The 25590-nt window shown below is 41.5% G+C and carries 29 protein-coding genes; 28 read left to right on the forward strand and 1 reads right to left on the reverse strand.

What is annotated here, in order from left to right; genetic code table 11:
* Nucleotides 1-21 precede the first annotated feature (21 nt).
* From LDX58_RS13125 to LDX58_RS13255, 27 genes are all read left to right on the forward strand, one after another.
* Complete coding sequence (locus LDX58_RS13125) at nt 22-1125, forward strand: DUF4097 family beta strand repeat-containing protein (RefSeq protein ID WP_227937294.1); 1104 nt, start codon at nt 22-24, stop codon at nt 1123-1125.
* Between the two features lie 162 nt (nt 1126-1287).
* The gene (locus tag LDX58_RS13130) at nt 1288-1488 is read left to right on the forward strand and encodes a PspC domain-containing protein (RefSeq protein ID WP_227937295.1); all 201 of its coding nucleotides are present in this window, start codon (nt 1288-1290) and stop codon (nt 1486-1488) included.
* Nucleotides 1489-1833 carry a phage holin family protein gene (locus LDX58_RS13135; protein WP_227937296.1) on the forward strand — a complete coding sequence of 115 codons (345 nt, stop codon included), beginning with the start codon at nt 1489-1491 and terminating at the stop codon, nt 1831-1833.
* 266 nt (nt 1834-2099) lie between these two features.
* Nucleotides 2100-2939 (forward strand): aldo/keto reductase, encoded by an 840-nt coding sequence (locus tag LDX58_RS13140; RefSeq protein WP_227937297.1) that lies wholly within the window; start codon nt 2100-2102, stop codon nt 2937-2939.
* Between the two features lie 340 nt (nt 2940-3279).
* Nucleotides 3280-4464, forward strand: coding sequence for a pyridoxal phosphate-dependent aminotransferase (locus LDX58_RS13145; RefSeq protein ID WP_227937298.1), 1185 nt, complete (start codon nt 3280-3282; stop codon nt 4462-4464).
* 498 nt (nt 4465-4962) lie between these two features.
* Nucleotides 4963-5901 (forward strand): HPr(Ser) kinase/phosphatase, encoded by a 939-nt coding sequence (gene hprK / locus LDX58_RS13150; protein ID WP_227937299.1) that lies wholly within the window; start codon nt 4963-4965, stop codon nt 5899-5901.
* A gap of 57 nt (nt 5902-5958) precedes the next feature.
* Nucleotides 5959-6819, forward strand: a complete 861-nt coding sequence (lgt, locus tag LDX58_RS13155; protein ID WP_227937524.1) for a prolipoprotein diacylglyceryl transferase — start codon at nt 5959-5961, stop codon at nt 6817-6819.
* A 23-nt stretch (nt 6820-6842) separates the two neighbouring features.
* On the forward strand, nt 6843-7799 hold the full coding sequence (locus tag LDX58_RS13160; protein ID WP_227937300.1) for a nucleoside recognition domain-containing protein: 957 nt from the start codon (nt 6843-6845) through the stop codon (nt 7797-7799).
* Nucleotides 7789-8433 carry a pyrophosphatase PpaX gene (gene ppaX, locus LDX58_RS13165; protein ID WP_227937301.1) on the forward strand — a complete coding sequence of 215 codons (645 nt, stop codon included), beginning with the start codon at nt 7789-7791 and terminating at the stop codon, nt 8431-8433. The genes LDX58_RS13160 and ppaX overlap by 11 nt, the downstream gene beginning before the upstream one ends.
* Entirely contained in the window at nt 8430-8912 is a 483-nt protein-coding gene (locus LDX58_RS13170) for an acyltransferase (RefSeq protein WP_227937302.1), read from the forward strand. Before ppaX ends, LDX58_RS13170 begins: the two co-directional genes overlap by 4 nt.
* A gap of 111 nt (nt 8913-9023) precedes the next feature.
* Nucleotides 9024-9233, forward strand: a complete 210-nt coding sequence (locus LDX58_RS13175) for a hypothetical protein (RefSeq protein ID WP_227937303.1) — start codon at nt 9024-9026, stop codon at nt 9231-9233.
* A gap of 458 nt (nt 9234-9691) precedes the next feature.
* Nucleotides 9692-10864 (forward strand): ATP phosphoribosyltransferase regulatory subunit, encoded by a 1173-nt coding sequence (locus tag LDX58_RS13180; RefSeq protein WP_227937304.1) that lies wholly within the window; start codon nt 9692-9694, stop codon nt 10862-10864.
* A gap of 1 nt (nt 10865) precedes the next feature.
* Nucleotides 10866-11504 carry an ATP phosphoribosyltransferase gene (gene hisG / locus LDX58_RS13185; RefSeq protein ID WP_227937305.1) on the forward strand — a complete coding sequence of 213 codons (639 nt, stop codon included), beginning with the start codon at nt 10866-10868 and terminating at the stop codon, nt 11502-11504.
* Nucleotides 11501-12772, forward strand: a complete 1272-nt coding sequence (gene hisD, locus LDX58_RS13190) for a histidinol dehydrogenase (RefSeq protein ID WP_227937306.1) — start codon at nt 11501-11503, stop codon at nt 12770-12772. The genes hisG and hisD overlap by 4 nt, the downstream gene beginning before the upstream one ends.
* A gap of 1 nt (nt 12773) precedes the next feature.
* The gene (gene hisB / locus LDX58_RS13195) at nt 12774-13364 is read left to right on the forward strand and encodes an imidazoleglycerol-phosphate dehydratase HisB (RefSeq protein WP_227937307.1); all 591 of its coding nucleotides are present in this window, start codon (nt 12774-12776) and stop codon (nt 13362-13364) included.
* Nucleotide 13365: 1 nt separating this feature from the next.
* Nucleotides 13366-14010, forward strand: a complete 645-nt coding sequence (hisH, locus tag LDX58_RS13200) for an imidazole glycerol phosphate synthase subunit HisH (RefSeq protein WP_227937308.1) — start codon at nt 13366-13368, stop codon at nt 14008-14010.
* Entirely contained in the window at nt 14003-14737 is a 735-nt protein-coding gene (gene hisA / locus LDX58_RS13205; protein ID WP_227937309.1) for a 1-(5-phosphoribosyl)-5-[(5-phosphoribosylamino)methylideneamino]imidazole-4-carboxamide isomerase, read from the forward strand. The genes hisH and hisA overlap by 8 nt, the downstream gene beginning before the upstream one ends.
* Complete coding sequence (gene hisF, locus LDX58_RS13210) at nt 14738-15496, forward strand: imidazole glycerol phosphate synthase subunit HisF (protein ID WP_227937310.1); 759 nt, start codon at nt 14738-14740, stop codon at nt 15494-15496. It begins immediately after the preceding gene.
* Nucleotides 15493-16119, forward strand: a complete 627-nt coding sequence (hisIE, locus tag LDX58_RS13215) for a bifunctional phosphoribosyl-AMP cyclohydrolase/phosphoribosyl-ATP diphosphatase HisIE (RefSeq protein WP_227937311.1) — start codon at nt 15493-15495, stop codon at nt 16117-16119. Before hisF ends, hisIE begins: the two co-directional genes overlap by 4 nt.
* A gap of 125 nt (nt 16120-16244) precedes the next feature.
* Nucleotides 16245-17297 (forward strand): tetratricopeptide repeat protein, encoded by a 1053-nt coding sequence (locus LDX58_RS13220; protein WP_227937312.1) that lies wholly within the window; start codon nt 16245-16247, stop codon nt 17295-17297.
* 94 nt (nt 17298-17391) lie between these two features.
* Nucleotides 17392-18336, forward strand: a complete 945-nt coding sequence (trxB, locus tag LDX58_RS13225; protein WP_227937313.1) for a thioredoxin-disulfide reductase — start codon at nt 17392-17394, stop codon at nt 18334-18336.
* 689 nt (nt 18337-19025) lie between these two features.
* Nucleotides 19026-19499, forward strand: coding sequence for an NUDIX domain-containing protein (locus tag LDX58_RS13230; protein ID WP_227937314.1), 474 nt, complete (start codon nt 19026-19028; stop codon nt 19497-19499).
* 12 nt (nt 19500-19511) lie between these two features.
* Complete coding sequence (gene rapZ / locus LDX58_RS13235) at nt 19512-20402, forward strand: RNase adapter RapZ (RefSeq protein ID WP_227937315.1); 891 nt, start codon at nt 19512-19514, stop codon at nt 20400-20402.
* Entirely contained in the window at nt 20399-21346 is a 948-nt protein-coding gene (gene mgfK / locus LDX58_RS13240) for a gluconeogenesis morphogenetic factor MgfK (RefSeq protein ID WP_227937316.1), read from the forward strand. Before rapZ ends, mgfK begins: the two co-directional genes overlap by 4 nt.
* A 72-nt stretch (nt 21347-21418) precedes the next feature.
* On the forward strand, nt 21419-22381 hold the full coding sequence (gene whiA, locus LDX58_RS13245) for a DNA-binding protein WhiA (protein WP_227937317.1): 963 nt from the start codon (nt 21419-21421) through the stop codon (nt 22379-22381).
* A 14-nt stretch (nt 22382-22395) separates the two neighbouring features.
* A complete protein-coding gene (locus LDX58_RS13250; RefSeq protein ID WP_227937318.1) occupies nt 22396-22650 on the forward strand; it encodes an HPr family phosphocarrier protein in 255 nt (84 codons plus the stop codon).
* Nucleotides 22651-22701: 51 nt separating this feature from the next.
* The gene (locus LDX58_RS13255; RefSeq protein WP_227937319.1) at nt 22702-23037 is read left to right on the forward strand and encodes a hypothetical protein; all 336 of its coding nucleotides are present in this window, start codon (nt 22702-22704) and stop codon (nt 23035-23037) included.
* A gap of 32 nt (nt 23038-23069) precedes the next feature.
* Here the strand turns inward: LDX58_RS13255 and clpP are convergent, their stop codons facing one another.
* A complete protein-coding gene (clpP, locus tag LDX58_RS13260; RefSeq protein WP_227937320.1) occupies nt 23070-23654 on the reverse strand; it encodes an ATP-dependent Clp endopeptidase proteolytic subunit ClpP in 585 nt (194 codons plus the stop codon).
* Between the two features lie 493 nt (nt 23655-24147).
* Between clpP and rpoN the strand changes: the two genes are divergently transcribed.
* Nucleotides 24148-25464, forward strand: a complete 1317-nt coding sequence (gene rpoN / locus LDX58_RS13265) for an RNA polymerase factor sigma-54 (protein WP_227937321.1) — start codon at nt 24148-24150, stop codon at nt 25462-25464.
* Nucleotides 25465-25590 lie beyond the last annotated feature (126 nt).

Here is a 25590-nt window from a genome sequence, read left to right on the forward strand (position 1 = left end):
AAATCAGTTAAGGGAGTGACGATGTTGGAAGAACGTAAAATGATTTTAAAGATGATTGAAGACGGAAAGATCACGGCTGAAGAAGGTCTTAAGTTATTAGAAGCGATTGATAAACCTGGATCCACTAGCGAAAATGCGACTTCGACAACAGAGGTGTCGACAAAAGTGAAATGGGATGAAGGAGAGACTTATCGTGACCGCGCACGTCAAGCAGCTTCATCGACGTCCAATTTGTTCACCTCATTTATTGAAAGTGCGATTCAAAAAATTAAAGATGTTGATTTAGACTTTAACTTTGGTCCTCATGTAGTTGTTGATCATATTTTCCAACATCGTGATATCGCACCAACGTCGATTGATATTTCTTTGGAAAATGGTTCGATTGCCTTTAAGCCTTGGGATGAACAAGATATTCGTGTCGAGTGTCAAGCGAAGGTATATCGGGTAAAGGATACTGAGGAAGCAAGACGTGTGTTTTTGCAAGAGACATCATTCCGCGTTGATGATCGCAAAATGTTGTTCCATACGAAGACGAAATCGATCAAAGTTCAGACAACCGTTTTTGTTCCAAGAGTGACGTTCTCGCATCTCAAGCTTTATACGTTTAATGGCCAAATAACGGGTGAGAAGATTGATGTCGATACATTTGATGTCAATGCCGTGAACGGGGCGTTAACTTTTACCGGAGTGAAAGGCAAGAAGGTCATCGCTGAAACCGTTCACGGTGCGATTGATTTCAAGCAAATCACGATTGATGTCTTTGATGCTAAAACGATCAATGGTGGGATTTCGATTGCAGGAAAAGTTCAGGATGTCGATGTTGAAACCGTTAATGGCTCGATTACGTATAATGTCGATGATTTAGTTGAACCGGGATATGCTGATTTAAAAGCGACAACGGGCAGCATTCACTTATTTATTCCGAAGTCAACGCGAATTGAAGGGAAACTAAAAACCAATGTAGGAGGCTTCACGGTTGATTTAACGGACTATGAAGTGCTTGAAGAAAAGAAAGAGTTTGCGCAAAAGTCGCTGAATTTCCTGGGAAATCAACAATCTTCGCCAAGACTGAAGCTAAATGCTGCAACGAATACGGGATCGGTTTTAGTCCGGGATCAAAACTAGGGTGAGTGAGCATTGTCGGAGGTGGCAACAGCTCCACACGCTGCGCGTCGAACATAAGAAGCTTCGACTTAAAAGAAACAGCGGTTCCGCTCGTTGCTTCAAAGCAAAGACGGCTAGCGCCGCTTTGCTTTGAAATAATAAGAGAAAAAGAGGTGATCCGATATGAAAAAATTATTTCGATCTCAAGAAGATAGAAAGATAGCGGGCATATGTGGAGGACTTGCTCAATATATTAACATTGACGCTACGCTTGTACGCTTAATTGCAGTGATTTTATTTTTTGCTACAGGTTTATTTCCATTTGTTATTGGCTACATCATTGGCGTATTCATCATTCCAAATGAAGAGGACGTGAGAGAGTAAATGAGATGGTTGGTTGGTCTCTTAATTAACGCGGCGATTTTAATGGCGATTGCCTATTTATTTGATGGTTTTCAATTATCGGGCTTTGGAGCAGCTATTATCGCGAGTTTGCTGCTTACAATCGTGAACGCGATTGTCAGACCGATCCTTATCATTCTCACTTTGCCGATTACCGTGTTAACACTTGGTTTATTTTTATTTGTGATCAGTGCTCTTACGCTGATGTTAACGGCAGCTTTATTGGGAAGTGCGTTTGAGATTGACGGGTTCGGCATTGCGATTTTAGCTTCGATCCTAATAACCATTACCCAAACGTTTATTGTGAAACCTCTGAAAAAACGATAAAAGAGAGTCTGACTCTGACCTTGTAGGTCGAGTCAGATTTTCCGATGGTCTTTTGCTTGGTGCTTGAAGCATTCAGCTGTCAAAAGTCTCCTTCCTGGCTGTGAAAACGAAGTAGAATTGAATGCAAGAGCTGCAAACTTAGTAACGGCTCAACATCGGCTAGCTGTTGAGAGATAAGTAGAAGAAAGCTAAGCACTTAAAAGGCAAAACGATTATTTGTAGCGTATGCAAGGCTGTAATAACTCATTGAAAAAGGAGCGAGATCAATGCTTAAAAACTTACAAAGCACAACAACCTTACATAATGGAGTGAAAATGCCGTGGCTTGGTTTAGGTGTTTTCAAAGTCAAGGAAGGAGAAGAAGTTGTCTCTTCAGTAAAAGCAGCTATAGAAACGGGTTATAAAAGTATTGATACAGCAGCTGTTTATAGAAACGAAGATGGAGTAGGTAAAGCTATCGCTGAGTCCAACGTACCTCGGGAAGAGTTATTTATCACGTCGAAAGTGTGGAACGCGAGTCAAGGGTTCGACTCTACCTTAGCAGCCTTTGATGAAACAATGAAGAAATTAGATTTAGACTATTTAGACCTCTATTTAATTCATTGGCCTCTTCCAGTAGAAGGGAAATACGTTGATACATGGAGAGCGCTTGAAAAGCTTTATAAGGATGGACGAGTCCGTGCGATTGGTGTTAGTAACTTTAAGATCAATCATCTTGAAGAATTAATCGCTAACTGTGACATTACACCGATGGTCAACCAAGTAGAATATCACCCAAGACTGACTCAAACAGATTTACATGCGTTTTGTAAACAAAACAAAATCCAATTGGAGGCTTGGTCCCCATTAATGCAAGGTGGACTCCTTGAGGAACCAACATTAGTCGAAATCGCAAACAAATACAAGAAATCAACGGCGCAGGTGATCCTTCGTTGGGATTTACAAAATGAAGTGGTGACGATTCCAAAGTCAATAAAGCCGCATCGAATTGCAGAAAATGCTGATGTCTTTGATTTTGAGTTGACAGAAGAAGACATGAACCGCATTAATGATCTGAACGAGGATAAACGAATTGGTCCTGATCCGGATGAGTTTAATAGGGTTTAAGAGTAGGTTCAAAAAGGGAAGACCGCCCTTTTTGAACCTTTAATATCTTCTTTCCTAATGCGGAGTTGCAATGGCTTCACTCACTGCGCGTCAATCCGAGAAAATCACTCGGATCGACTTAAAACATTGCAGTGGCTTCGCTCATTGCTTCGAGCTTGTTCAAAAAGGAAAGACCGCCCTTTTGAACAAGCTCTATAATCAAAGACTCTACTTTCATTGTTCATGATGAGGGTAGAGTTTTTTCTAATGAAGGCCTTACATAAAATAAGAGGAACTCGCCTAATCTATCTTTTTTCTGGTATAGTTAAGACAGTGTACATAATGATAATGAGGTGTAAAGATGATTGCAAAAGAGATCGAACAAAACTTAACTCAAAGTTCTTGGATTCGCAAGATGTTTGAGGAAGGACAACGCTTAGCTAAAATTCATGGGGCTGAGAATATTTATGATTTTTCATTAGGAAATCCGATTATTGATCCTCCTCCAGCTTTTTTTAAAGCGTTACAAGAATATTCGCATAATCCGTTAAAGGGTGGACATAGTTATATTTCGAACCAAGGCTTAGTGGAAGCAAGACAAAAAGTCGCAGCTCATTTAGAGGGCCGTTTTGGTTCTATTCAAGTCAATGAAAACACGGTGATTATGACATCTGGAGCAGCGGGTGCCTTAAATGTGGCCTTGAAAAGCATTTTAAATCCAGGCGATGAAGTCATTATCTTCACGCCATTTTTCGTAGAATATAAATTCTATGTTGGGAATGTAAATGGAGAAGCTGTCTATTGCCCATTAGCCGAAGATTTCACGATTGACTTAGCGTTACTTGAGTCAAAAATTACGGAGAAAACGAAGGCAGTTATTTTAAATAATCCTCATAATCCAACAGGACAATTGCTACCTGAAGCCGATTTAGTTGCGTTTAATCAATTGTTACGGAAAAAAGAGCAGGAATTAAGCAACGATATTCATGTGTTGTATGATGATCCTTATAGCCAATTGATTTACGATGGTGAAGTACCGAATCCATTTAAAGCGATTGATAAATTACTCTACATATCTTCTTTCAGTAAGGATTTAGGTCTTGCGGGTGAGCGACTTGGATACATAGCGATTAGCCAAGCGTTGCAGGAAGCAGGGAACTATATGGCTGCGTTTGTTTTCTCTAATCGTACGCTTGGATTTGGAAATGCACCTGTGACGGTTCAACGAATGATTAGCAAGTTAGATTCTTTAACAGAAGAACAAAGTGAGTATAAGCAACGTCGTGACGCGATGGTCAGTGTGCTTGTTAATGCTGGATTTGAATTTGTTCAACCAAAAGGAGGCTTTTTCATTTTTCCGAAATCGCCGATTGAAGATGATCAGGAATTTTGCCGTATTGCAGCGGAGGAGTTCCAAATATTGCTTGTACCAGGTAGTGGTTTTGGCCGAGGCGGTCACTTCCGCATGTCTTACAGTGTACCGTTTGAACAAATTGAACGATCAAGAGATAAATTCAAGCAATTATTTGCTCACTTTGCAAAATAAAAAATAGAAAAGGGGCACGAGGAATGAAACTCTATTCTCGTGTCCCTTTTTAAACAAGCTCTAGTAAAGAAAACGAGCAAAAGGCTACTGAAAAAGACCTTTTTAGCAGATTCAAGGTTTTCGGCAATAGCTCCAGACGTTGCGCCCCATTATGAGAACCCCCACTCATAGCGGACTTAAGACAAAGCAACGGTTCCGCTCATTGCTTTCAGTAGCCTAGCAATCTTTTGTTGGTAAATACAATGTAGATTCGAGTAAGTATTTGAAAAAAAAGATAAGAGAAGTATGAAATGATTTAGGTTAAAACATGCTAAAATGGAAAACGTACTCACTTATTTATAAATAAAGGTGGAACAATGACTCGAAGCACTGTGTTCTTATAGGTACATAACCCTGTTGCAAGGAATGATACAAGCAGTGGTTAGGCTCATTGACTCGAGTTCGTTCTAAATAACAAACGCGTAAACGCATAGAGATGGTGAAGGTGGGATTAGAGAAGTGGCAAAAGTTACAGCAAATGATTTATTAGAACGTTTTAGTTTAGAACTTATCGCAGGAGAAGAAGGGATCTATCGCCCGATTACAACGAGTGACCTTTCTAGACCTGGAATTGAGATGGCTGGTTATTTCACGTATTATCCGGCGAAACGATTGCAATTATTAGGAAGAACGGAGCTTTCTTTTTTCGAGCAATTAAAGCAGCATGAAAAAGAAGAAAGAATGTTGAAACTGTGTACATATGATACGCCTGGAATTGTGATTTCTCGTGGGCTAGAAGTGCCAGCTGAGTTAATCTATGCAGCTGAAAAAGTGGGCGTTCCCTTGCTGAGATCCAATGTTCCGACTACAAGATTGAGTAGTAGCATTACTACATTTTTAGATAGTAAGCTAGCGCCAATGACAGCGGTGCATGGGGTCCTTGTTGATATTTATGGGATTGGTGTGTTAATTACTGGAAACAGTGGTGTTGGTAAAAGTGAAACGGCTCTTGACCTGGTTCGTCGTGGTCATCGTCTTGTAGCCGATGATTCTGTTGAGATCCGCCAAGAAAATGAAGGAACACTCGTTGGCCGTTCGCCCGACTTGATTCAACATTTACTCGAGATTCGCGGGTTAGGGATTATCAATGTTATGACGTTGTTTGGTGCCGGAGCTGTTCGTCCTTTTAAACGGATTGTGCTTTGTATTAATCTTGAGCTTTGGGATCAGAAAAAGGCGTATGATCGTCTAGGATTAGAGGAAGAGAAAATGAAAATCATCGATACTGACATTACCAAGCTGACGGTTCCAGTTCGACCTGGTCGTAACTTGGCTGTTATTATTGAGGTAGCAGCGATGAACTACCGTTTGAAGCGTCTAGGTTATGATGCCGCTCAAGAATTTTCAGCAAGATTAACGGATGTGATTGAAGAGGGAGATCACGATGAATTTCATTAATGGGGGATGGTCCTAATTTTTAAGGACCATTGTAAATAGTTAGGATGGGGTGAAATGATGGAAGAAACAATACAACCTTTAAGTAGAATTTTTTTAGAGCTTGGTCCTTTTAAGATTTACTGGTACGGGGTCTTGATTGGTTTAGGTGTGTTTATTGGTTATTTAATTGCGACAAAGGAAGCGGTCAAGCACGGGTTCCCGAAAGAAACCTATGCGGATCTGCTTTTGTTCGCCCTACCAATTTCAATTTTATCAGCAAGATTGTATTATGTGATTTTTAGATGGGAACAGTTTGCGGATGAACCGATTCGGGTCTTTTTTATATGGGAAGGTGGCCTAGCGATTCACGGCGGGGTAATTGGCGGTATGTTGACGGCTTACTTCTTTTGTAAAAACCGTGGGTACTCGTTTTGGCAAATTGCCGATATTACTGCGCCGAGTTTAATTTTGGCTCAAGCGATTGGGCGCTGGGGCAATTTTATGAATCAGGAAGTATACGGTGGACCTGTGACAAGAGAATTTTTAGAGGGATTGATGTTGCCTGAATTTATTATTAATCAAATGTACATCAACGGAATCTATTATCATCCGACGTTTCTCTATGAATCACTTTGGAACCTACTAGGATTCGCAATTTTGATGTATTTACGAAAACTAAACCTAAAACAAGGTGAAATTTTCATGACGTATATGATTTACTATTCAGTAGGACGTTTTGTCCTTGAGATGGTTCGTCTTGATTACTTACTGATTGGTGGCGTCTTGAAAACAGCTCAGGTTATATCAATTATTGCCATTGTCGCTGCGATTATTTTAATTATCTATCGTCGTATGCAACCACAGACACTGAGATACTGGGATCCGGCGTTACCGGTTGTTGAAAAGAAAGCTAAAAAAAAGAAGAAAAAGAAAAAATAGAGACTGTTGAGTGGAGGGAGAGCATGGGGATGTTAAAACGTGGCCTATTCGTTGGTCTCCAAACAACGTGGACATTGGGGAAAATTATTTTTCCGATTACCCTGATTGTTACCATTTTAGGTTATACCCCTGTTTTAAACTGGCTTGCAGGAATCTTAGCGCCGGTTATGGGTTGGATTGGATTACCGGGAGAAGCGGCTATTCCGCTTGTGCTAGGAAATGTGCTTAATTTATACGCTGCGATTGGCGCGATTTTGACGTTAGATTTAACGGTGAAAGAAGTATTTATTTTAGCGGTCATGCTTTCTTTCTCGCATAATCTCTTTGTGGAGTCAGCTGTAGCGACAAAAGTGGGCATTCGCATGTCGGTTGTTTTAGTCGTTCGAATCGGTCTTGCCTTGTTCTCGGCTTTTGTGATTAACTTGCTCTGGAATGGTGGGCAGGAAACGGCTCAATACGGATTCGTATCAAGTGGAGGTAAGCAACCAGTCATTGACGGCTGGCTTGCGATTGGATGGCAAGGTGTCATGAGTGCGTCGCTTGGAATCTTGCAATTAGCGATGATCGTTATTCCGCTCATGATCGTTGTGCAAATTATGAAAGAACGAAATTGGCTTCAGTACATTTCAAAAGGCATGAGACCATTTACGAAAATGCTTGGTATCAAGGAAAATACATCTACAACGCTCGCATCTGGCTTGTTATTTGGTCTTGCTTTTGGGGCGGGTGTGATGATTCAAGCAGTAAAGGAAGATGGAGTAGAAAAGAAAGATTTGTATTTGGTCTTTGTTTTCCTAGTTGCCTGTCACGCTGTAGTGGAAGATACATTAATTTTTATTCCACTAGGGGTTCCGGTTTGGCCGCTGTTAATCATTCGGGTTGTCACAGCTATTTTACTTACGATTGCCATTGCTTACGTTTGGAAACAGGTTGAGAAAAAAACAGAGGTAGAGAGAAAGGAAGCCACTTATGAAAATTGATACACTATTATTTGATCTAGATGGGACTCTTATTAATACAAATGAATTAATTATCGCTTCATTTCTGCATACGTTAGAGCAATATCGACCAGGTGAATTTACAAGAGAGCATGTGATTGAATTCATCGGTCCTCCTTTAATAGATAGCTTTAAAACCGTTGATCCAACACGTGTCGATGAAATGATTCAAGTGTACCGTACGCATAATCATGCAAATCACGATGATCTAGTAACGGAGTACGAAGGAGTTTATGAAACGATTGAACAGTTGCATGAAAAAGGCTTTAAGTTGGCCATTGTGACAACGAAAATTCGCAAGACCGCTTTAATGGGATTAAAACTAACTGGCCTAGACAAGTTTTTTGATGTCGTCGTTGGCTTGGATGATGTCGAAAAAGCAAAGCCAGATCCAGAACCGCTTGAAAAAGCGTTAAAGAGGCTAGGTTCTTCTAAAGAAACGGCGATGATGATTGGCGATAGCCATGCTGATGTATTAGCGGGAAAAAACCTTGGCGTACCAACAGCTGTAGTTGGGTGGTCAATTAAAGGAGAAGAAAAAATTCGTACATTCGAAGCGGACTATACACTTTCGAATATGCGTGATTTGCTAGCGATTGTTGGGGACCAGTCGTGAGTAGAAAAACAGAGCGATACCCTGTCACAGCAGCAAATTCGCTCTGGCAAATCTACAAAACGGTTCCATTTTGGAAAGTTGTTAAAAACTTCATTGTCATTCAAATAGCTAGGTACACCCCTTTTATCAGTGTGAAAAATTGGTTGTACCGCACGTTTTTACGGATGAAAGTGGGAGATGAAACGGCCGTTGCTCTCATGGTGATGATGGACATTATGTTTCCTGAACGAATTTCAATTGGCCGCAACTCAATTATCGGCTACAACACAACGATTTTAGCTCATGAGTACTTGATTAAAGAATATCGCTTAGGCGATGTTGTGATTGGAGATGAAGTAATGATTGGTGCCAACACTACAATTCTTCCAGGGGTCACAATTGGTGACGGCGCCATCGTCTCTGCCGGTACACTCGTACATCGCGATGTTCCAGCCGGAGCGTTCGTCGGTGGAAACCCGATGCAAGTGATACGAGAATAATGAATAGGGTCGCTCAAAGCCTGAGGCTGGAGCGGCCTTTTTTGCGGTTTCGAGACAGAAGGACTAGCATGAGGTGTGGTCGAAATCGGAGAAAGAGTTGATGGAAAGAGAGTGAGAGTTGCCGGAAAGAGAGCGGAAGTTGCCGGAAAGAGAGCGGAATTCGCCGGAAAAAGAGGAGTTGCCGGAAAGAGAGCGGAAGTTGCCGGAAAAGGAGGGAAGGTCGCCGGAAAAGGAGCGGAAGTTGCCGGAAAAGGAGGGAAAGTTGCCGAAAAGAGAGCAGAAGTCGCCGGAAAGAGAGCAAGAGTCGCAGAAAAAAGATAAAAAGTTGTCGAAAAGCAAAACAAAGTCGACGGAAAAATTCAAGGAAGTAAATCGAAGCAAGAAACTAGCCACTAATCGATCTGAGAGAACAAAAAGCCGTAAGCGGGACTCGGGAATCTGTGTATAAGTCGGACTTATCCACAAAATATCCACATAAAAGGCAGTTATACACAGGAAAAAGTGAATGATTACTTGAATTTTTATTTTCTGACTCAATTGTGTGAAAACTAGCGCAAAACGGTTGACGATGATCTTACCTCGATGTAAACTATAAACATACTTTATCTTATTAGCACATTAGCGAACTAAAGCAAAGCTTTCACAAAGAAAAAAACAGGTATTTTGACAAAAAAAGCGAATGATAGGAAAGATAGAAAAAGAGGACTAGAAGTTGTCATAAAGACAACTTGGGGATCTGCAACAAGCAGATAACGGAGATCATGAAGGAGTGACAGTCAGTGTCTAAGCCATTTATGTTTGAAAAACCGCTTGGAATGCGGGATACATTGCCAGAAATGTATGAGATGAAAAAGCAAGTTAGAGAACAAGTAGAAGAGGAAATGTCTGGTTGGGGTTATCAAATGATTGAAACACCCACGTTGGAGTATTACGAAACAGTCGGTTTAGCATCGGCTATTTTGGATCAGCAACTATTTAAGCTTCTAGATCAACAAGGAAATACATTGGTTCTTCGTCCGGATATGACGGCGCCGATTGCACGACTTGTGGCATCAAGCATGAAAGGTGAGTCATACCCTTTAAGACTTTCCTATCAATCAAATGTGTACCGTGCGCAACAGCATGAGGGTGGAAAGCCTGCTGAGTTTGAGCAAATCGGGGTTGAACTGATTGGCGACGGTACGGTGAGTGCGGATGGAGAAGTGATCGCACTGATGGTGTCTGCTTTAAAACGCTCAGGTCTATCAAACTTCAAAATTGCAATCGGGCATATCGGTTATGTGAATGCGTTATTAAATGATATCGTCGGCGAGCGGGCAGATGCGCTCAGACGCTTTTTATATGAAAAAAATTATGTGGGGTTCCGTGAGCATGTGAAAAACTTACCACTGTCTTCTATTGATAAAGGCCGACTACTTGGTCTTCTCAAACTACGCGGTGGGAAACAAACATTAACAGAAGCAGCTAAGCTTGTTCAAAATGAGCAAGGCACAAAAGCACTTGCAGAACTTGAAGAGCTATGGCAAGTGTTAGAAAGCTATGGCATCGAAGAGTACGTGAAGCTCGATCTTAATCTCGTTTTGCATATGAGCTATTATACGGGAGCTGTTTTTGAAGGTTACGGCAGCAACCTCGGTGTACCTCTTTGTAGTGGGGGGCGTTATGATGAGCTACTTGGGAAATTTGAGCGACCTGGCCAAGCGACTGGATTCGGCCTAAGGTTAGACCTTCTTGTCGAAGCGATTGGAGAAAAAGCAAGTAAACGTAAGAAAACCTGTATCATTTTCAGCAAAGAAAGACGAGCTGAGGCATTTCAAGAGGCTATCAGCTTAAGAGAAGCGGGAGAAGCCGTGGTGGTACAAGATATCGCTGGAGTGTCCGATGTTGACGGCATGTCAGAGCAATTTACTGATGTTTACTATTTCATTGGGCAGAAGAAAGGAGAGGCGTAACATGAAGGATTGGTTAACGGTTGCGATGCCGAAAGGGCGAATTTTTGAAGAAGCGTTAGAATTATTGCGTAAGGCTGGTTATAACTTGCCGGCTGAGTTTGATGATTCGCGCAAGTTAATTATCGATGTACCAGAAGAAAAGATGCGCTTCATCCTAGCGAAGCCAATGGATGTACCGACATATGTCGAACACGGGGTTGCGGATGTCGGGGTCGCTGGTAAGGATACGATGATCGAGGAAGAGCGCGTTGTGTATGAAGTGCTTGATTTAAAGATTAGTGAGTGCTACTTAGCGGTTGCCGGCTTGCCGGGTTATGAAAAAAAAGACATCAACCCGAAAGTCGCTTCGAAATATCCAAACCTTGCGACACAGTATTTTAAAGAGCAGGGTGAGCAAGTTGAGATTATCAAATTAAATGGATCGATTGAGCTCGCGCCATTAATCGGATTGGCTGATCGAATTGTCGATATTGTTTCAACAGGGCGCACATTAAAAGAAAATGGGCTAGTGGAACTTGAAACGATTGTACCGATTACATCACGCTTAATCGTCAATCCAGTTAGCTATCGCATGCAAGATGAGCGGATTGACCAAATGGTTGAACGGTTATCTCTTGTAATCGAGGGGGAAGAAGCATGAAAATAGTTCCCGTCACAGCCAATGTGAGTTTAACAAGAGACCTCGACACCGGGACAGAGGCGCAGCGTGCGGCCGTTGAAGCGATCATCCAACAAGTAAGAGAAAATGGCGATCAGGCTGTTCGTGCATATACGAAAAAATTTGATGGTGCTGAGCTAACCAATTTTCGTGTAACAGAACAAGAATTAAAAGGTGCCTATGCAGAGATCAACGAAGATCTCCTCCTAGCCCTAAGAGAGGCGACCGACAATATCCGCGACTTTCACGAACGTCAAAAACGCCAATCGTGGCTAACAACGAAAGAAGACGGAACGATCCTCGGTCAGAAAATTACCGCACTAGACTCAGTCGGTGTCTATGTACCAGGCGGAAAAGCAGCGTACCCGTCTTCCATCATGATGAACGTCATCCCGGCACAAGTAGCAGGAGTGAAGCGGATTGTGATGGTCTCACCAGCTGGCGCGGACGGAAACCTTCCTGCGAGTGTGCTGGTAACAGCAAGTGAACTCGGAGTGAAGGAAATCTATAAAGTTGGTGGCGCTCAAGCGGTTGCTGCTCTTGCTTATGGAACGGAATCAATAAAAGCCGTTGATAAAATTACAGGACCAGGAAACATCTATGTCGCTCTTGCGAAAAGAGCGGTGTTTGGCAAGGTGGATATCGATATGATTGCTGGACCGAGTGAAATCGTTGTGTTAGCAGATGAAAAAGCTGATCCGCGTTTTATCGCAGCCGATTTGCTTTCGCAAGCTGAGCATGATGAGCAAGCCTCAGCAGTTCTTGTGACAACATCAACGTATCTAGCAGAGCAAGTCGCAACAGAAGTAGAACAGCAAGTAGCGACACTCCCGAAAAAAGCGATAGCTGAGGCGTCGATCCGAGATTATGGCGTCATTTATGTCGCTCGTGATCTTGTTGAAGCGATTGATGTCGTCAATCAGCTCGCACCCGAGCACCTTGAAATTTTAACAGAAGAACCGATGAATCTAATCGGGAAAATTCGCCACGCGGGAGCCATTTTCGTTGGACCTTACAGCTCAGAGCCGGTTGGTGATTACTTTGCCGGGCCGAATCATGTTCTGCCGACAAACGGAACTGCACGTTTTTCAAGTCCACTGAATGTTGATGATTTCATCAAAAAATCGAGCATTATTTCTTATAGCAAGCAAGCATTAGAAGAGAATGGTCAGAAAATTTCAGCACTAGCTCGCTTAGAAGGCTTAGAAGCTCACGCACGAGCAATTGATATCAGGTTGGAGGATAAATAAGATGACGGAAAGACGCGCACAAATTGAACGACTCACAGGTGAAACACAAATTAAACTAGATTTTACGATCGATGGAGAAGGAAAATCAGAGTTGGAAACAGGTGTCCCTTTTTTAACGCATATGCTTGATCTTTTTACGAAGCATGGTCACTTTAATTTACAAGTGGACGCAAATGGTGATACCGAAGTTGATGATCATCACACGACTGAAGACATCGGAATTTGTCTAGGACATGTGTTAAAAGAAGCATTAGGAGATAAAAAAGGAATTCGCCGCTACGGAAATGCGTTTGTACCAATGGATGAAACGTTAGCGCAAGTCGTTGTTGATTTAAGCAACCGTCCACATCTGGAGTTCCGTGCTGAATTTCCAAGTCAAAAGGTTGGGACGTTTGATGTTGAGCTTGTCCATGAATTTATGTGGAAACTTGCACTTGAGGCACGAATGAACCTTCATATTATCGTTCACTATGGTCAGAACACGCACCATATGATTGAAGCAGTGTTTAAAGCACTAGCGCGTGCGCTTGACGAAGCAACAAGTATCGATGAGCGGGTAAAAGGGGTCCCGTCTACGAAAGGGATGTTGTAGAATGATTGGCATTGTTGATTACGGGATGGGCAACTTGCACAGTGTGAGTAAAGCATTAGAGCGCTTAGAATTAGAGTATATGTTAACAGATGATATCGAGCAGTTAAAACAAGCAGATGGACTTTTGCTTCCAGGTGTTGGAGCTTTTCCTGATGCGATGAAAACATTAAATGAAATGGGCATGAGCGACTTTTTGCGAGAGTGGGCAGCAGAAGGCAAGCCGCTACTTGGCATTTGTTTAGGGATGCAGCTTTTGTTTGAAGAAAGCAGCGAGCATGGTGACACAGAAGGTTTAGCTTTATTGCCAGGGCGAGTGGAGCGTTTTGCCGGGCATGATGCGAGTGGCGCCATGTACAAGGTTCCTCACATGGGCTGGAATAAGCTTTCGTTCAGACAACCTGAGAACCGCCTTTTAAAAGATGTCGAAGAAGGTCATGTGTATTTTGTTCATTCATATGTTGTCAAAACAGAAGCTGAAGAAGTCTTACTTGCAACGAGTGACTATGATGTAACAGTGCCGGCTGTCGTCGGACGTGGCAATGTACTTGGTACCCAGTTCCATCCAGAAAAAAGCAGCCATGTCGGAATGGCGATTCTTCGTAATTTCGGGGAGCTTGTCACACAAGGAGGAGAAACAAGTGAGTAATTTTGTTATTTATCCAGCGATTGATATGAGAGACGGCAAGTGTGTCCGTCTTGTTCAAGGAGATTATGATCAAGAAACGGTTTATGGGGATTCTCCGTTTGATATGGCAAAAGTGTTTGCTGATGCTGGAGCTGAGTGGATTCACATGGTTGATTTAGACGGAGCAAAAGCAAAAAAACGTGTGAATCATGAGCATGTGCTTCGTGTTGCAAAAGAGTTGAACGCGAAAGTGCAAGTTGGCGGAGGGATTCGGACAGCCGAAGATGTTGCGTTTTATCTTGATCAAGGAGTAGACCGTGTTATCCTTGGAAGTGTTGCTGTGAACAACCCAATTTTTACAAAAGAAATGTTAGCTACATATGGCGGAGAGCGGATTGCAATCGGTCTAGATGCTCGTGATGGGTTTGTTGCAACAGAAGGATGGCTTGAGACATCTTCTGTAAAAGCAGAAACGCTGGCACAGGAACTCGCTCGTCACGGAGCAGAGGTGTTTATTTTCACCGATATCTCTCGCGATGGCATGCTTTCAGGCCCGAACACCGAAGCGATTACCAGTTTAGCAGAAGCGACAGGCAAGCAAGTGATTGCTTCTGGCGGAGTGAGTTCTTTAGCAGACTTAACCGAACTTCGTGAACGTAAAAATCGTGGTGTGAGTGGCGCAATCGTTGGCAAAGCTCTTTATACGAATCAGTTTACATTAGAAGAAGCCCTGCAAGGAGGCGAGTAAATGTTAACAAAACGAATCGTGCCTTGCTTGGATGTTAAAGATGGACGTGTCGTAAAAGGCGTTCAATTTGTGGATTTACGTGATGCTGGTGATCCGGTTGAGCTTGCCGCGTTTTATGATGAACAAGGAGCGGACGAGCTTGTCTTTTTAGATATATCCGCTTCACATGAAGGCCGTGAAACGATGGTAGAAGTCATCGAGCAAGTGGCAGGTACGCTCTCGATCCCTTTTACCGTTGGTGGGGGAATCAACGCACTTGAAGATATGAAACGTGTTTTACGTGCTGGAGCTGATAAAGTTTCACTGAACACGGCTGCAGTAAATCGTCCTGAGCTTATTAAAGAAGGTGCTGATTTCTTCGGTTCCCAGTGTATTGTTGTGGCGATTGATGCGAAGTACGACGAAGAGTTAGGTTCGTGGCGCATTTATACACATGGCGGACGAAAGGCAACCGACTGGGAAGTAACAGCGTGGGCGAAGGAAGCGGTTCGTCTTGGAGCTGGAGAAATTTTATTAACGAGTATGGATCAAGACGGAGCGAAGACAGGCTTTGATCTTCCTTTAACAAAAGCTGTCAATGCCGCAGTTACGGTACCGGTGATTGCTTCTGGCGGTGCTGGTAAGAAAGAAGATTTTGCTGATGTGTTTGAGGAAGCAAAAGCAGATGCAGCACTTGCCGCATCGATTTTTCATTATAAAGAAACATCGGTTGCAGAAGTGAAGACGTATTTAATAGAAAAGGGTGTGGCTGTACGATGACGGTTGAAAACATTACATTTGATCAAAACGGACTCGTTCCTGCGATCGTTCAAGATGCAGTGAGCAAGGAAGTGTTGACGTTAGCTTATATGAACAAAGAATCACTTGAAAAATCGCTTGAAACAAGAGAGACATGGTTCTATTCGCGTTCGCGCCAAGAGCTTTGGCATAAAGGAGCAACGTCTGGAAACACCCAGCAAATTATTGATATGCGCTATGATTGCGATGCCGATTCGCTCGTTGTATTAGTCGTACCAGCTGGCCCTGCTTGTCACAAAGGCGCGTATACGTGCTTTGCTGACTCACTTTTCGATGCAGAACCAGTACGAACGAATCCGACTCGTTTTGCGATCCTCGATGAGCTTGAGCAAGTCATTGCGCAAAGAGAAGCGGAAATGCCAGAAGGTGCTTATACGACGTATCTTTTTGAAAAAGGTGTCGATAAAATTTTGAAAAAAGTCGGTGAAGAAGCCGGTGAAGTGATAATTGCTGCGAAAAACCGTGACCCAGAAGAATTAAAATGGGAAGTGGCCGATCTGTTTTATCATGTATTGGTTCTCCTTCGTGAGCAAAAGTTGCCACTTGATGAAGTGCTGGCTGTTCTTCAGGAACGACATAAATAAGGAAGAAAGAATGCCTCTCTGGAAAAAACAGGGAGGTGTTTTTACATGTGAAAACAATAGCCCTTTTTTGCTAAAATGTTGTATACTGAAAGGTATGAATGAGAAGCTGGAGGGAACGAAACTTCATGGGATTAACACCTAAAAACGAACATGGAAAAAGTAATGTCGTCCCTATGTTCCAAACTGGGGATTATTTCTTTCATCGTGGGATAGAGGCATACCGAAAAAATCATCTGCATCGTGCGATTAAACTTTTTGAGAGAGCGGTTAAGATAACAAATACAGAGCCGGTTTTTCATGTTCAATTGGCAGCAGTTCTCTCTGAGATCGGCGAGTACGAGCGTTCAAATGAAATTCTACAAAATGTATTAGACGAAAAAAAGGAAAATGTCGATGAATGCTTCTTTTTTATGGCGAATAACTACGCTTATTTAGGTCTTTTTGAAAAAGCGGAACGGATGGTTATGCGCTATTTAGAATCCAATCCGGATGATCGTTTTACAGAGGATGCAAAAGATTTATTAGAGCTGCTTCACTTTGAACGAGAGGAAGAAGATGATTGGGATGAGTTAGAGGACGATGAAGATGAACTCATTGCCCAACATGAGCGCGCTCGTTCCTTACTTCGAAAAGGCGAGATTGAAGCGTCGATTCCACTTTTACAAACGATTATCCTTGAACATCCAACATACTGGGCTGCTCATAATCACCTGGCTGAGGCTCTCTTTAGACTTGGGGATGAGTCTGCTTTTGAGATATGCGAATCTGTTCTTGAACAAGATCAGGGAAATCTATTTACGATTGCCAATTTGGCTTTGTTTTATATGAAAAATGGGGATGCTAAAAAAGCTGAAACGTTCATTCGTTCGTTACGTAGAGTCTATCCACTTGATGGTGATCACTATGTGAAAGTAGCTGAAACGCTTTGTGCTGTTGGAGAATATCAATTAGCTTACGAACGTTTAAAGGATCTAGGGCGCTGGGAACTGGAATTACGACCAGAATTGCTATTTAGCTACGGCGTTGCGCTTCATAACCTAGGCGAGCCAGGTAGAGCTAGATCAATTTTTAAAAGAGCTGCTGAATTAGGATCTAAACAAGCTAAAATTACGATGAAAAGACACCTTAGAGGTGAACTCGATACCGATCAGATTCACTATGATATTTGGGTTGATTAAGTTGAGCATGAAATTAGACAACTAAAGGGTTATTCGCTACGATATGAGTATGTAATTGAAGTGAATGAATTCTTTTTTTAAAGGAGTGAGCAAAATGAGTGAGGAAAAAATTTACGATGTTGTTATTGCAGGCGCAGGACCTGCCGGGATGACAGCAGCTGTATACACCTCTCGTGCTGATCTATCGACGATTATGCTTGAGCGTGGGATTCCTGGAGGTCAAATGGCCAACACAGAGGATGTCGAGAACTATCCTGGTTTTGACCATATCCTCGGACCAGAACTTTCAACAAAAATGTTCGAGCATGCTAAAAAGTTCGGTGCGGAGTATGGCTATGGCGACATTAAAGAAATCATTGATGAGGGCGATATAAAAATCGTTAAAGCTGGAAGCAAGGAATACAAGGCTCGTGCGGTCATCGTATCGACAGGAGCTGAATATAAGAAGATTGGCGTTCCAGGTGAAAAAGAGTTAAGTGGTCGTGGGGTTTCTTATTGTGCCGTTTGTGATGGAGCTTTCTTTAAAGGGAAAGAACTAGTTGTTATTGGTGGAGGAGACTCAGCTGTTGAGGAAGCCGTGTATCTAACGCGCTTTGCATCTAAAGTAACGGTTGTTCATCGTCGCGATGCGCTTCGTGCTCAAAAGATTTTACAGCAACGTGCTTTTAACAACGAAAAGATTGATTTCATCTGGAATCATACGATTAAAGAGATCAACGCTGAAAACGGAAAAGTGGGAAGTGTGACTTTAGTCAGCACAGAAAACGGGGAAGAACAAGAGTTCAAAACCGATGGTGTGTTCATTTATATCGGCATGCTTCCACTTAACGAAAGCGTGAAAAACCTAGGCATCACCAATGCCGATGGGTATATTGAAACAAACGAAGAGATGGAAACGAAGGTGCCTGGTATTCTTGCAGCAGGTGATATTCGTGAAAAATCGCTTCGTCAAATCGTGACGGCAACGGGAGATGGAAGCCTTGCCGCGCAAAACGTTCAGCATTATCTTGAGTCGTTAAGTGAAAAAACAAAGGCTTAATTAGGCAGTAGAAACCTGTAGTCCTGTTATGTAATTAACAGGGGTGCAGGTTTTTTTTGCGAGTTTGAGGAGGATTAGCCAAATGAGAAACCTTGATACTGCTAAATATTCGCTGTTATCACTTGAAAATGGACTATTAACGTGCAATGAACGATAGACTTTTCGATGAGGAAGTGACTCGGCAATCAGCACATCGGTGCAGTCCACCATTGTCAAAATGGTTAACCGTGGCAATGCCTTAACATGTCACATGTGGTCAACAATCCCCACATCCTAACTAGTTTTAAAACCGCGGCTTGTGATTCGTCATTCGTTCTTAATACTTCTGTAACACAGGTGAAATATAAAAAGGGTAGGATATAAATAAGTAATTGACCCCCTTTTTTATATACTTTAGCACGGACATCTGTCCGTGCCCTTTTTTTACCTTTTTTCCTTCACAAAACATACATATATTTGAAAAAAGATTCATTCCCTAGTTCTAGCAATTGTGAGACCTTTCAATTAATTGTATAATGAAGAAATAGAGCGTGTTTGCAAGGTGATGCAGTACCCCGCTTAGCTTGTTTGTCTGTTATCAGGTTTGCGTAGCAGGTTTTGTGGGATAGAATTCTTATACCTGTATTAGCGGCTGCGCTCATTGCATTTGTTCAAATCATTTTGAACAGACTCTATTAGGAGAACGTGAGGTGACGCAGTTGCAGCGAATTACAAATTGTGTACTAACAACTGGAGATCAAGCATTATTATTACAAAAGCCAAGGCGTGGCTGGTGGGTTGCACCAGGTGGAAAAATGGAATCTGGTGAAACGATTAAGGAAGCAGCGGAGCGCGAATTTCGCGAAGAAACAGGGCTTCATGTTTTAAACACTGAGCTACGAGTGGTTTCAACCATAGTGATTATGGAAAATAATCAGCTAGTCGACGAATGGATGATGTTTACATTCCAATCAACAAGTTTCAAAGGTCAGCTATTTGAACAATCTCCTGAAGGAAAGTTAGAATGGAAACAGGTAAAGGACATAGTAAAACTACCAATGGCAGAAGGAGATACATGGATGTTTCAGCATGTGTTAAATCGCCAAGGTATTATGTATGGGACCTTTTATTATACGAAAGAATTTAAGTTGATTTCGTATCGTTTGACCCCGGAATTTGCCTAAAGGAGTGATAGGATGACGGCCGAGCAAGAAGAAATTCAAATTGTCATTATTACCGGTATGTCCGGAGCGGGTAAAACAGTAGCTGTTCAAAGCTTCGAGGACCTTGGTTATTTTTGCGTCGATAACCTTCCTCCTGCTTTGATTCCTAAGTTTGTCGAGTTAATTGAAGGCTCGAACGGGAAAATGAATAAAGTTGCCCTTGTGATTGATTTACGAGGACGGAAGTTTTTTGATCATTTGTTTGAAGCGATTGATTCAATTAGTCTTTCTCTTAAAAAACATTACAAGCTACAAATTTTATTCTTAGATGCCAAGGATGCTAAGCTTGTCCAACGCTATAAAGAAACAAGACGTTCACATCCCCTTGCATCAACTGGATTGCCGCTTGAAGGAATTCGTTTGGAACGAGAAATGTTAGAGGAAATGAAGGGAAGATCTCAGCAAATTATTGATACAACTGAGATGAAACCGATTCAATTACGGGAAAAAATCATTCAACGATTTTCCTTAGAGGAGAAACATCCCTTTACGATAAATATGATGTCGTTTGGCTTTAAATATGGGATGCCGATTGACGCCGATCTTGTGTTTGATGTTCGTTTCCTGCCAAACCCGCATTATATTGATCATATGAGACCGAAAACAGGTCTTCAGGAAGAGGTTTCCTCCTACGTGCTAAAGTGGACGGAAACACAACAATTTGTTGAAAAGTTAATGGATTTATTGAAATTCATGCTCCCGCAATATAAAAGAGAAGGAAAAAGTCAGGTTGTTATCGGAATCGGTTGTACTGGTGGTAGACACCGTTCTGTAACGTTAGCAGAGCATTTCGGAAAAGCATTCGCGGATGAATATATTGTGCATATGAGTCACCGCGATATCGAAAAGGATTCTCATCATTGACAAAGAAGAAAGTAGTCGTTATTGGGGGCGGAACAGGGTTATCGGTATTACTGAGGGGATTAAAGAAATTTCCTGTTGATATATCAGCGATTGTAACAGTAGCCGATGATGGTGGTAGCTCAGGTAGACTGCGTAAAGAACTAAACATTCCTCCACCAGGGGATGTCAGGAACGTGTTAGTCGCTTTGTCTGAAGTAGAACCTTTAGTTGAAGAACTTTTCCAGCATCGCTTTGCCAATGGCAATGGTTTATCGGGACATTCTTTAGGAAACTTGTTACTCGCTGGAATGACGTCGATTACCGGTGATTTTGCTAGAGGAATTACGGAGTTAAGTAAAGTGTTAAATGTGAGAGGGAATGTGTATCCCGCTTCGAATCGAAGCATTGTTCTTCATGCGGAGATGACAGATGGAACGATTGTGACTGGTGAGTCGCTTATTCCTCTTGAGAAAAAGCAAATTAAACGAGTGTTCATAACTCCAGAAAATATTCATCCATTGCAGAATGGAATTCAAGCGATTGAAGAAGCCGATTTAATTGTATTAGGGCCCGGTAGCCTTTACACTAGTGTTATTCCAAACTTGCTTGTTCCGGGAGTCGTGAAAGCGATTCAAAAATCAGCGGCTAGAAAAGTCTATATTTGCAACGTGATGACTCAGTTGGGTGAAACCGATCACTACTCAGCGGCTGATCATATTCAAGCGATTATTAACCATTGTGGAGTTGCGCTCGTAGACGATATTTTAGTTAATGGTTCACCTGTTTCTGCAGATGTTCAAAATATCTATGCAGAAGAAGGAGCTGTTCCTGTAGTCGTAGATGATAAGCGATTACATCAGTTAGGCGTCTCTATTATTCGAGATCATTTCGTTATAGAACGAGAGAACGTGTTAAGGCATGATGCCATAAAAGTTTCTAAGGCCATTTTACGAGTGTCAAAATAGGCAAATGTTCGTGTAGTCAAACCTACTACTTAGCTACAGCACCTTGCTACACGGCTGAAAGGAGTGAGGACGATGTCCTTTGCAGCCAAAACCAAAAAAGAGTTGACGCAAATTGAACATGAAGATTGCTGTGCACAGGCAGAGTTAGCGGCTTTAATTCGAATGAATGGATCTGTCTCATTTAGTCAAAAGAAGTTAGGTTTAGATGTTACAACGGAGAATGCGGCTATAGCAAGGAGGATTTATACACTGATTAAACGAGTGTATCCTTCTATGTTTGTTGAGTTGCTTGTTCGAAAAAAGATGAGGCTGAAAAAAAACAATGTTTATCTCGTTCGAATGCAGCATGAGGCAAGGGAATTGTTAGAGAAACTTGATATTCTTGGTGAAGGTTTTGTCTTTATTCGAACGATTTCAAAACAACTGACCAAAAAAGCTTGTTGTAAACGAGCTTATTTAAGAGGAGCCTTTTTAGCAGGTGGATCGATCAATCACCCTGAAACGTCCTCTTATCACCTCGAAATCTTTTCTTTATATGAGGAACATAATGATTCAATATGTGAACTGATGAACGAATATCAATTAAATGCAAAAACGTTGGAACGTAAAAAGGGTTTCATTACGTATATGAAAGAGAGCGAAAAAATAACAGAGTTTCTAAACATCATCGGAGCACATCAGGCGCTGCTTTATTTTGAAGATGTGCGTATTATGAAAGACATGCGCAACTCTGTTAATCGCCTTGTGAATTGTGAAACGGCTAATTTAAACAAGACCGTCGGGGCAGCTCTGAGACAAGTCGAAAATATCCGCTATATTGATCGCGTCATGGGCATTGATCAACTGCCACCAAAGTTAAGAGAAATTGCTGAATTACGAGTTCTTCATCAAGATGTGACATTGAAAGAACTAGGGGAAATGGTTGATGGCGGTACTGTAAGCAAATCTGGTGTCAATCATCGGTTAAGAAAAATTGATCAAATTGCCGATAAATTACGGAATGGTCAAGCGTTTGAAGTAGAAAATAAAAAATGAGGAGATGATCTACCATGATTAAAAAAGAAATCATAGTAAAAAGAAAAGCAGGATTACAAGCAAGACCTGCAGCAATTTTTGTCCAGGAAGCATCAAGATTTTCATCTGAGGTGTCTATTGAAAAGGATCAGAAAAGAGTCAACGCGAAAAGCATCATGGGGTTAATGAGTTTAGCACTAGGCCATGGAACAACGATCACATTAATTACAGAAGGAAAAGATGAAGCCGAAGCACTCGAAGCGCTAAGCACATTTATTGAAACTGAATAAGAATTGAGACACCGACCAACCGCAAGGGGAAACGGTGTCTTTTTTATTTTATTGAAGAAAGCAGCCGGAAAAAGCGAAGTTGCTGAAAAGAGGGAGAAAGTTGCTGGAATCAGGCTGGAAGTTGCTGGAACCAGGCTGAAAGTTGCCGAAATGAAGCATATAGTTGCCGAAATACAAAGCAAAGTTGCCGGAAAAAGCGAAGTTGCTGAAAAGAGGGAGAAAGTTGCCGAAATCAGGCTGGAAGTTGCTGGAATAGAGCACAAAGTTGCCGGAATAAAGTATATAGTTGCCGAAATACGAAAGAAAGTTGCCAAAAATAAAGCTACTGAAAACCACTATAATAAGATTAAGGTCTTTATCCTCCAATACAATAAAAAAACATGCTAGAACATCGCTGTTCTAACATGTTTTCACGAACCTTATTTCGAAGCTGGAATAACTTTGTCAATTAAACCATACTCAGCTGCTTTCGCTGCAAGCATGAAGTTATCACGATCTGTATCGCGCTCAATCACTTCTAGAGGTTGACCTGTGCGCTCAGATAAAATTTTGTTTAAGCTGTCGCGCATTTCAAGAATGCGTTTTGCGTGAATTTGGATATCAGATGCTTGACCTTGTGTTCCTCCAAGTGGTTGGTGAATCATAATTTCACTGTTAGGAAGGGCAAAGCGCTTTCCTTTTTCACCCGCTGCTAATAAGAATGCGCCCATTGATGCAGCCATACCGATACAAATTGTTGATACTTTAGGCTTTATGTACTGCATTGTGTCGTAGATAGCCATACCAGCAGTGATTGAACCACCAGGGCTATTGATGTAAATAGAGATATCTTTCTCAGGGTCTTCTGCTTGTAGGAACAGTAACTGTGCGACAATGGAATTTGCGACATTGTCATCAATACCACTGCCAAGCATGATGATACGGTCTTTTAATAAACGCGAGTAAATGTCATATGCACGCTCGCCTCGGTTCGTTTGCTCAATAACTGTAGGGATTAAATTCATTGAAAAATTCCTCCTTTAAAATGGGGTGAGTTTGTGTTACAGATGATAGTTAAAAAGTAATCGTCTATCATCTCTATGTTATGTACATCATACAAAAAAGGTCAAAGAAGGTCAAATGATAAGCCTTCTTCACAGAGGTTTAAATTTACTCTTTTTTTCAAACCTCCTATACATACTATTCCATATCAAGATAATTAAACCCTCCTTTCATAATATCCGTTTTTAAAATATCTAAACGAGTTTGCTAATCATTAACATAGTTTTGAAGTTATTTATCCGATATAATAAGATTAGGAATGAAATAAACAATGAGTAGCATAGATATTAGAAAGCGTTTACAATAGAGAAGAGAGAATTTGAATTATTGGGAGTGTAGGCATCTGATTTCCTATAAAAAAATATAAAGGAAGATTATGATGTTTACGGAAAGAAAACGATAACTTCGATTAAAATTCAACGGAATAAAGATTTCTAAGTAAGGGAGGGGACGGATGTGCAATTTGGTCTTTATCAACAGCAGACAACGAGTCTTGTCATGACTCAGGAGTTACGTCAGGCAATTCATTTGTTACAGTTTTCGGCAGTAGAATTAGCCAATTTCATTAATGATCAAGCACTTGATAACCCGTTACTTGATGTGAAAGAACGGCCCAAGATGGAAGAGTATTCTTATTCAACTTTTACACATGCAAGCAAGGAAGACCACCCCTCGCCAATTGACTATGCCCTTGTAACAAGAGCGAATTTAAGTGACCATCTTCTATTACAAATTCAAGAGCTGAGACTAACGGATAAACAGAAAAAAGATTTTACCTATTTAGTGTATAGCTTGCGAGAAGATGGCTACTTAGCTCGTCCGCTTGAGGAACTATGTGAAGAGCTTTGCATTGACATTGAAGAAGGGGAAGACCTATTATTTACGTTGCAAAGTTTTGAACCAGCTGGAGTGGGAGCACGTGACCTTCAAGAATGTTTGCTTCTTCAATTAGAGCGTCTAGAAAAAAGAAATTTTTTGGCTGAGCAAGTTCTTACTCATTACATGGAGCCTTTTGCTAAAAGAAAGTGGAAAGAAATTTCCCTTGAACTAAGTGTGAGCCTTGCCGAAATCCAAGAAGTAAATGATTTAATTCAAACATTAGATCCACGGCCAGGAACACAATATATGTCTGAGCCGGTTCAATTTGTGAGACCTGAGTTGAGGATTGTACCATATGAGGGAGATCTTCTAGTTCATTTAGAAGATGATATAATTCCAAATGTTGGTTTGAATCGTCATTATGAAGAGTTGTTAAAAAATGAAGCCGATAACGAGGCATCCCAATATGCTAAACAGAAAATACAACAGGTGCAATGGCTGATGAAAAGCATCCAGCAACGCAAGCAAACGATTGTGAAAGTAGGAGAAGCGATCGCGCGCCATCAAAAAGAGTATTTTTTAAATAAAAACGGTGCGTTAAAGCCTCTGACATTAAAAGAAATTGCTGACGAGATTGAAGTTCATGAATCGACGGTAAGTCGAGCGACTACGAACAAGTATGCTGATACACCAAGAGGCGTCATTGAGTTAAAATCATTATTTTCTTCTTCTGTTCAAAATGGATTAGGAGAATCGACATCAAGCCGTTCGATTAAAGAATGGATGAAGGAACTTATTGCGAGTGAAAACAAGCAGAAACCTTTATCCGATGCCAAAATAGTAAACTGGTTGCAACAGGAGAAAGATACTACCGTATCAAGAAGAGCCATTGCAAAGTATCGTGACGAATTAGGAATCCCCTCCTCATCAAAGAGAAAAAGATTTGAGAGCTAATAGAAAAAGGTGGAAATTTGCCTTTTCCTATTAGCTCGAAGCAATGAGCAAAGGCGTTGCAAGGTTTTAAGCCTACTCTGAGCGGAGCCATTGCAAACTTCAACGCAAAAAGGTTGAACTTTACCT

Source organism: Alkalihalobacillus deserti, assembly GCF_020734105.1.
Taxonomy (GTDB): Bacteria; Bacillota; Bacilli; order Bacillales; family Bacillaceae_D; genus Halalkalibacter; species Halalkalibacter deserti.

Excerpts from the sequence above, each read along its gene's own strand:
- LDX58_RS13125 (WP_227937294.1), top strand. The coding sequence starts at position 22 with ATGTTGGAAGAACGTAAAATGATTTTAAAGATGATTGAAGACGGAAAG.
- LDX58_RS13130 (WP_227937295.1), top strand. The coding sequence starts at position 1,288 with ATGAAAAAATTATTTCGATCTCAAGAAGATAGAAAGATAGCGGGCATA.
- LDX58_RS13135 (WP_227937296.1), top strand. The coding sequence starts at position 1,489 with ATGAGATGGTTGGTTGGTCTCTTAATTAACGCGGCGATTTTAATGGCG.
- LDX58_RS13140 (WP_227937297.1), top strand. The coding sequence starts at position 2,100 with ATGCTTAAAAACTTACAAAGCACAACAACCTTACATAATGGAGTGAAA.
- LDX58_RS13145 (WP_227937298.1), top strand. The coding sequence starts at position 3,280 with ATGATTGCAAAAGAGATCGAACAAAACTTAACTCAAAGTTCTTGGATT.
- lgt (WP_227937524.1), top strand. The coding sequence starts at position 5,959 with ATGGAAGAAACAATACAACCTTTAAGTAGAATTTTTTTAGAGCTTGGT.
- LDX58_RS13160 (WP_227937300.1), top strand. The coding sequence starts at position 6,843 with ATGGGGATGTTAAAACGTGGCCTATTCGTTGGTCTCCAAACAACGTGG.
- ppaX (WP_227937301.1), top strand. The coding sequence starts at position 7,789 with ATGAAAATTGATACACTATTATTTGATCTAGATGGGACTCTTATTAAT.
- hisG (WP_227937305.1), top strand. The coding sequence starts at position 10,866 with ATGAAGGATTGGTTAACGGTTGCGATGCCGAAAGGGCGAATTTTTGAA.
- hisD (WP_227937306.1), top strand. The coding sequence starts at position 11,501 with ATGAAAATAGTTCCCGTCACAGCCAATGTGAGTTTAACAAGAGACCTC.
- hisB (WP_227937307.1), top strand. The coding sequence starts at position 12,774 with ATGACGGAAAGACGCGCACAAATTGAACGACTCACAGGTGAAACACAA.
- hisH (WP_227937308.1), top strand. The coding sequence starts at position 13,366 with ATGATTGGCATTGTTGATTACGGGATGGGCAACTTGCACAGTGTGAGT.
- hisF (WP_227937310.1), top strand. The coding sequence starts at position 14,738 with ATGTTAACAAAACGAATCGTGCCTTGCTTGGATGTTAAAGATGGACGT.
- hisIE (WP_227937311.1), top strand. The coding sequence starts at position 15,493 with ATGACGGTTGAAAACATTACATTTGATCAAAACGGACTCGTTCCTGCG.
- LDX58_RS13220 (WP_227937312.1), top strand. The coding sequence starts at position 16,245 with ATGGGATTAACACCTAAAAACGAACATGGAAAAAGTAATGTCGTCCCT.
- trxB (WP_227937313.1), top strand. The coding sequence starts at position 17,392 with ATGAGTGAGGAAAAAATTTACGATGTTGTTATTGCAGGCGCAGGACCT.
- rapZ (WP_227937315.1), top strand. The coding sequence starts at position 19,512 with ATGACGGCCGAGCAAGAAGAAATTCAAATTGTCATTATTACCGGTATG.
- whiA (WP_227937317.1), top strand. The coding sequence starts at position 21,419 with ATGTCCTTTGCAGCCAAAACCAAAAAAGAGTTGACGCAAATTGAACAT.
- LDX58_RS13250 (WP_227937318.1), top strand. The coding sequence starts at position 22,396 with ATGATTAAAAAAGAAATCATAGTAAAAAGAAAAGCAGGATTACAAGCA.
- clpP (WP_227937320.1), bottom strand. The coding sequence starts at position 23,654 with ATGAATTTAATCCCTACAGTTATTGAGCAAACGAACCGAGGCGAGCGT.